Raw genomic sequence first — 4,660 nt, forward strand, 5'->3', positions numbered from 1 at the left:
CCTACAAGTGGGTCAAATCCGCAGACGAGATCCTCGCCTCCGTCAAACGCTTCTGCCAAAAAACAATGAGCCGAACTTCAGATTCAGGTGACTAGTACAAGCGGCAATCGAGCGCGTTCTCCAACCGCAGTATAGCACGCGAGACCGTAGCGACCGACAGGCGCATCTCTCCGGCAGCTTCGGTGAAGCTACTGGTCCGGGCAGTCACCATGAAGATCTCGAAATCATGCAATTCGGACATAGCCCCTCCCTTCAGCTGATGCCCGCAGACGCAGTTTGCGGCCCGTGCATGGCAAGCAGTGTCAGAGAGATTAGCCCATTTTTGCAGTCGGCGTAAAACTGCCTTGCGCGGGGTCAGGGCCATCGTTCCGCTACGTGATGCTTGCAGGGTCGCGCCCGGAAAAGCGTACGGATGGGCGCTGATATGATCTATGGGGCCGTTCCCCATCGCACAACCGGATCGAACTAATACGGGTTTGGCGGTGGACAAAAACAAGATGAGGGAATCTTATGAAAAGCATCGTTTTCTGCAGCGTCGTGGCCATCGCCTTTGCCACCGCTCCCGCTTTCGCGCAGGATGAAACCGTGTCCGCCGGAACAACCGATGCCGCGCAGGACAGCGGCGGCGTCAACGACATCATCGTCACCGCAACCCGCGCGTCGACCAGCGTACAGAAGACGCCGCTGACCATCCAGGTCCTGTCCAGCGACACCCTCACCAAGTCGGGCGTGACCGATAGCGCGGCGCTGCAATCGGCGGTGCCGGGCCTCACTTTCACCAGCGGCAACGTCGGCCAGACGCTGATCTACATGCGCGGCATCGGCACCAGCATCCTAGGGCTGGGTGCCGGCTCCAGCGTGGCGACCTATCTCGACGGGGTGTACCTGTCGAACCAGCAGCAGGCGCTGCAGAAGTTCGGCAATGTCGAGCGGGTCGAGGTGCTGAAAGGCCCGCAGGCCACGCTCTACGGCCGCAACGCCACCGGCGGCGCGATCAACATCATCACGCGCGAACCGGGCAGCACGATGCGCCTCGACGCCGATGCATCCTATGGCAACTACGATGCGCGGACCTTCCGCATGACCGCCTCCGGCCCGGTGAGCGACCGCGTCGGCGCGCTGTTCTCCGTGCTCTACGACGAGCATGACGGCTATGCCCGCAACCTGACGCTGGGCAACAGGCCCAATGCCGATCGCACGATGGGCGTGCGCGTGACGTTCAAGGCGGACGTGTCCGACGCCACCTCGCTGACGCTGCGCGGCGACTATTCCTATCGCAAGTTCAGCGACTACTACAAGGAGCTGAACCCGGACTCGATCTTCTTCTTTTTCGACGACAGCGACTATCTTCCCGACCCGTGGGAGGTGCGCAACAATTTCGTCAACCGCTCCACCTCGCGCGATCGCGGGGTGGCGCTGACGCTGAAAAGCGATCTGGGCTTTGGCGATCTCACCTCGATCACCAGCTTCCGCCAGTTCAATTCCGGCCCCACGGTCAGCGATTTCGACGCCAATGACGGGCCCTACTGGCCGGCGCTGAACATCGGCGGGGCGATCCTTGGTGACACGCTGCGCTCGCGCCAGTTCTATCATGAAAGCTACGTCGCCACCGATCGCGCCGCGCCCTTCTTTGTCACCGTCGGTGCCAATTATCACCGCGAAAAGGCGAAGCAGTTCGTTTTTCGTCCGCTGTCCTTCTCCGAAACCGTCGTTGGCGCGGGGACGAGTGACCAGACCTTCGACCGCTGGCTCGACGACGAGACAGTCAGCGGCTTCGTCGATGCCGGTGCCAACGTAACGCCCGACCTGACGCTGACGGCGGGCGTGCGTTATTCGGAAGAGCGCAAGGATTACAGCCAGTTCAACTATTACACCGCCAACGTTCCCGCCGGCCTTGCCGAAGCGACGCGCACCGACAAGAGCTGGTCGCCCAAGCTGGGCGCGGAATACCGCCCCACGTCTGACCTCATGCTCTATGCCACCGCGACGAGCGGGTTCAAATCGGGCGGCTTTGCCGAGAACAACCCGTTCAACACCTTCAAGCCCGAAAAGATCTGGTCCTACGAGGCCGGGATCAAGGCATCGTTCCTCGATCGCAGGGGCCGTTTTAATTTGGCGTTCTTCCATGCCGACTATGAAGACCTGCAGATCCAGCAGCTGGTCGGCGGGGGCACCAGCTTCGTGCGGCGCATCGTCAATGCCGACAGCGCGAAGATTCAGGGTGTCGATGTCGAGCTGACGCTGCGCCCGGTGGATCGGCTGACGCTTGGCCTTGGCGGCGAATATCTGAAGACGAAGATCGGCGATGCCATCCTGTGCGAACCGACTTTGCCGTGCACTGGCACTTCGGCACCGTTCAATGCCGGCGTTCAGAACGTGAAGGGCAATCCGCTGCCCAATGCGCCGAAATGGTCGCTTGTCGGCAATGTCGATTATGACATTCCCCTTGGCAACGGCATGGTGAACCTGCACGCCGACGCCTCGTACCGCAGCCGTGCCTATTTCAACTATTTCGGGCTGGCGACGCTGGCGAACGGCAGCGAGGTTTCGCAGCCCGCCTACGTCAACCTCAACGCGCAGATCCGGTATGAGGACGATGCCGGGTGGTCTATTGCGGCCTATGGCCAGAACCTGACCGACGAGCTGGTGCGCACCTGGATGGACGTGCTGTCGAATTATTCGTCGCCAGCGACCAGCACGACACCGATCGACCGTGGCACGCTGACGGGCGCGCGCTTCGCGGCGCCGCGTACCTATGGCGTGCGGTTCGGCTATTCGTTCTAGGGCGATGGCGGGGGCGTGGATCGACAGGCCGCAGGGCGGGGCAGGCGGGGCGTTCTGGCCCTGCCAGCTCCGGCGCTTGGCAAGTGAAGGGGCCGTCATGTGACAGCGGCGCGCTTCTATCCGGGATGGTATGCCGTCGTCCTCGCCTTCCTCGTTCAGTTCCTCGCCAGCGGGCCGATCTACTACGGTTTCAGCGTGTTCAGCGGCGTGTTCGACCGCGAGTTTCAGGCAAGCCGCACCGCCATCGCGCTGATCCTGACACTGGTAACTTTGTTCAGCGGATTTGCCGGTATTCCCATCGGCTGGCTGCTGCGCCGGGTATCGGTGCGTACCGTGATGCTGACCGGCGCGGTCGGGCAGGTGGCAGGGCTGACCATCGTGTCGCAGGCCGCCGATTTCATGACGGTCCTGATCGGATACGGGCTTGTCGCGGGCCTGGCCGACGCGCTGTTGAGCGTGCAGCTGACTAACATCCTCATCGTTCACTGGTTCGAACGGCGGCGCGGCCTGGCGATGGGTATTGCGGTTACCAGTACGTCTTTTGCCAGCATCGTCTATCCGCCACTGCTGATGTTTCTGATCGATACGATCGGTTGGCGCGCGACCTTCCTCGTCTCCGCGGCCAGCCTTGCCGCATTGACACCGTTCATCGCATGGAAGGCGCGCTTCCCGGGTGAGGTGCCCGAGGCCGAGCGCCTAACCCCATCGCCTGCGCCTGCATCGCCCGCGCAGACGAGCATGAAGGGAGAGGCCGCTCCCGCCAGACCGCCAGAGCGGGTCTATCGCAGCGCGGACTTCTGGATCGTCACGCTGGCCGTGGGGGCGATTTTCAGTGCGAACCTGGCGATTATCTCGGCGGCCATTCCCTATGCCGTGGCGCAGGGGCTGTCGGCCTATGCCGCAGCAGGCCTGCTGTCGCTTCAGGGCGGGGTGGCACTGCTCGCCAAGGTCGGTTTCGGATTTGTCGCCGATAAGGTGCGCCTCGATTTCGCACTTGCAGCCGCGTCGGCCATAGGCGCGGCGTCGATGGCGTTGTGGCTGATCGGCGGCAGCGCGCCGATGCTGATCGGAGCGGCGGTGTGCTTCGGCGTCTGCCTTGGCGGTGCGTTGCCGCTGTTCGGCGTGATCCTGGCGCGGCGCTTCGGCCTTGGCGACTATGCGATGGTCGTCGGTGCTTCGCGCACGGCGCAGGCCCCGATGATGCTGGGCATGCCGATGCTGGCAGGCCTTCTGTTCGACGCCACCGGCACTTGGCGGCCGACGTTCCTGCTGCTGCTGCTTGGCCTGCTGGCTATTGCCGCCCTGTCGCTCCGCGCGCGGTTTGCCGGGCCGCGATCCTGACCATCGGCACGCGCGTCTTCGAGCGAAGATGTGATCGTGCTGATGCACCAAGCGAAACGCAGCCAACGCCCTGGTGCCGGATCGGCGCCAGATCGGCCTTGGCGATGCCCCAGTCCGTCAGCATCGCCGGCGCGGCAAAACCGATCACCTGCGCGTCGAATCCGTCAAGCACAATTGCCAGTGCACAGAGCGCGAGGACGGATTTTTGCCGCCAGGTCCACTCCTCGGCCTGATCGTGCATCGTGCTCTCTCCGGCTTAATAGGTGTTCGTTCGACCGATAGAGGCTCTCGCTTGGCATCTATCCGGCGTTTCGCGATCGCTGGCAAACCCCTCTTTGTCCAATCGGGAGCTCGCATCGCTTATACCAAATCCCGTTGAGGCTGACTCACGGAGTGGATTCCCAAGCGGCTGATTTTCTGATTCACCATCGCGAACAGTTGGAGGCACGTGATGGCGGGAGCGATTGGCGTTCGAGGGGACTATTCTGCGACGGATTTGCGTAGGTTGGCGCGACGTTGCAGTGACGGGGAGCAG

At 62.8% G+C, this 4,660-nt stretch carries 4 protein-coding genes; 2 read left to right on the plus strand and 2 right to left on the minus strand.

Features of this window, described 5'->3' with window-relative positions; translation table 11 throughout:
- Window positions 1-91: 91 nt before the first annotated feature.
- Window positions 92-241 (minus strand): helix-turn-helix domain-containing protein, encoded by a 150-nt coding sequence (locus tag B5X69_RS21650; RefSeq protein ID WP_176141716.1) that lies wholly within the window; start codon window positions 239-241, stop codon window positions 92-94.
- Between the two features lie 269 nt (window positions 242-510).
- Here B5X69_RS21650 and B5X69_RS20180 point away from each other — a divergent pair, with 269 nt between their 5' ends.
- Together B5X69_RS20180 and B5X69_RS20185 are read left to right on the plus strand one after the other, a co-directional pair.
- Window positions 511-2,784, plus strand: a complete 2,274-nt coding sequence (locus B5X69_RS20180; RefSeq protein ID WP_079640279.1) for a TonB-dependent receptor — start codon at window positions 511-513, stop codon at window positions 2,782-2,784.
- A gap of 99 nt (window positions 2,785-2,883) precedes the next feature.
- Entirely contained in the window at window positions 2,884-4,125 is a 1,242-nt protein-coding gene (locus tag B5X69_RS20185; protein ID WP_079640280.1) for an MFS transporter, read from the plus strand.
- On the opposite strand, the gene B5X69_RS20190 is transcribed toward B5X69_RS20185, so the two are convergent.
- The gene (locus B5X69_RS20190; RefSeq protein ID WP_079640281.1) at window positions 4,076-4,366 is read right to left on the minus strand and encodes a hypothetical protein; all 291 of its coding nucleotides are present in this window, start codon (window positions 4,364-4,366) and stop codon (window positions 4,076-4,078) included. The two genes, B5X69_RS20185 and B5X69_RS20190, sit on opposite strands and share 50 nt — an antisense overlap.
- Window positions 4,367-4,660: the final 294 nt, after the last annotated feature.

The sequence above is a fragment of the Sphingopyxis flava genome (assembly GCF_900168005.1).
GTDB lineage: Bacteria > Pseudomonadota > Alphaproteobacteria > Sphingomonadales > Sphingomonadaceae > Sphingopyxis > Sphingopyxis flava.

Bases quoted from the DNA above. Each gene is read 5' to 3' on its own strand.
- B5X69_RS20180 (WP_079640279.1), top strand. From the start codon at position 511: ATGAAAAGCATCGTTTTCTGCAGCGTCGTGGCCATCGCCTTTGCCACC.
- B5X69_RS20190 (WP_079640281.1), bottom strand. From the start codon at position 4,366: ATGCACGATCAGGCCGAGGAGTGGACCTGGCGGCAAAAATCCGTCCTC.
- B5X69_RS21650 (WP_176141716.1), bottom strand. From the start codon at position 241: ATGTCCGAATTGCATGATTTCGAGATCTTCATGGTGACTGCCCGGACC.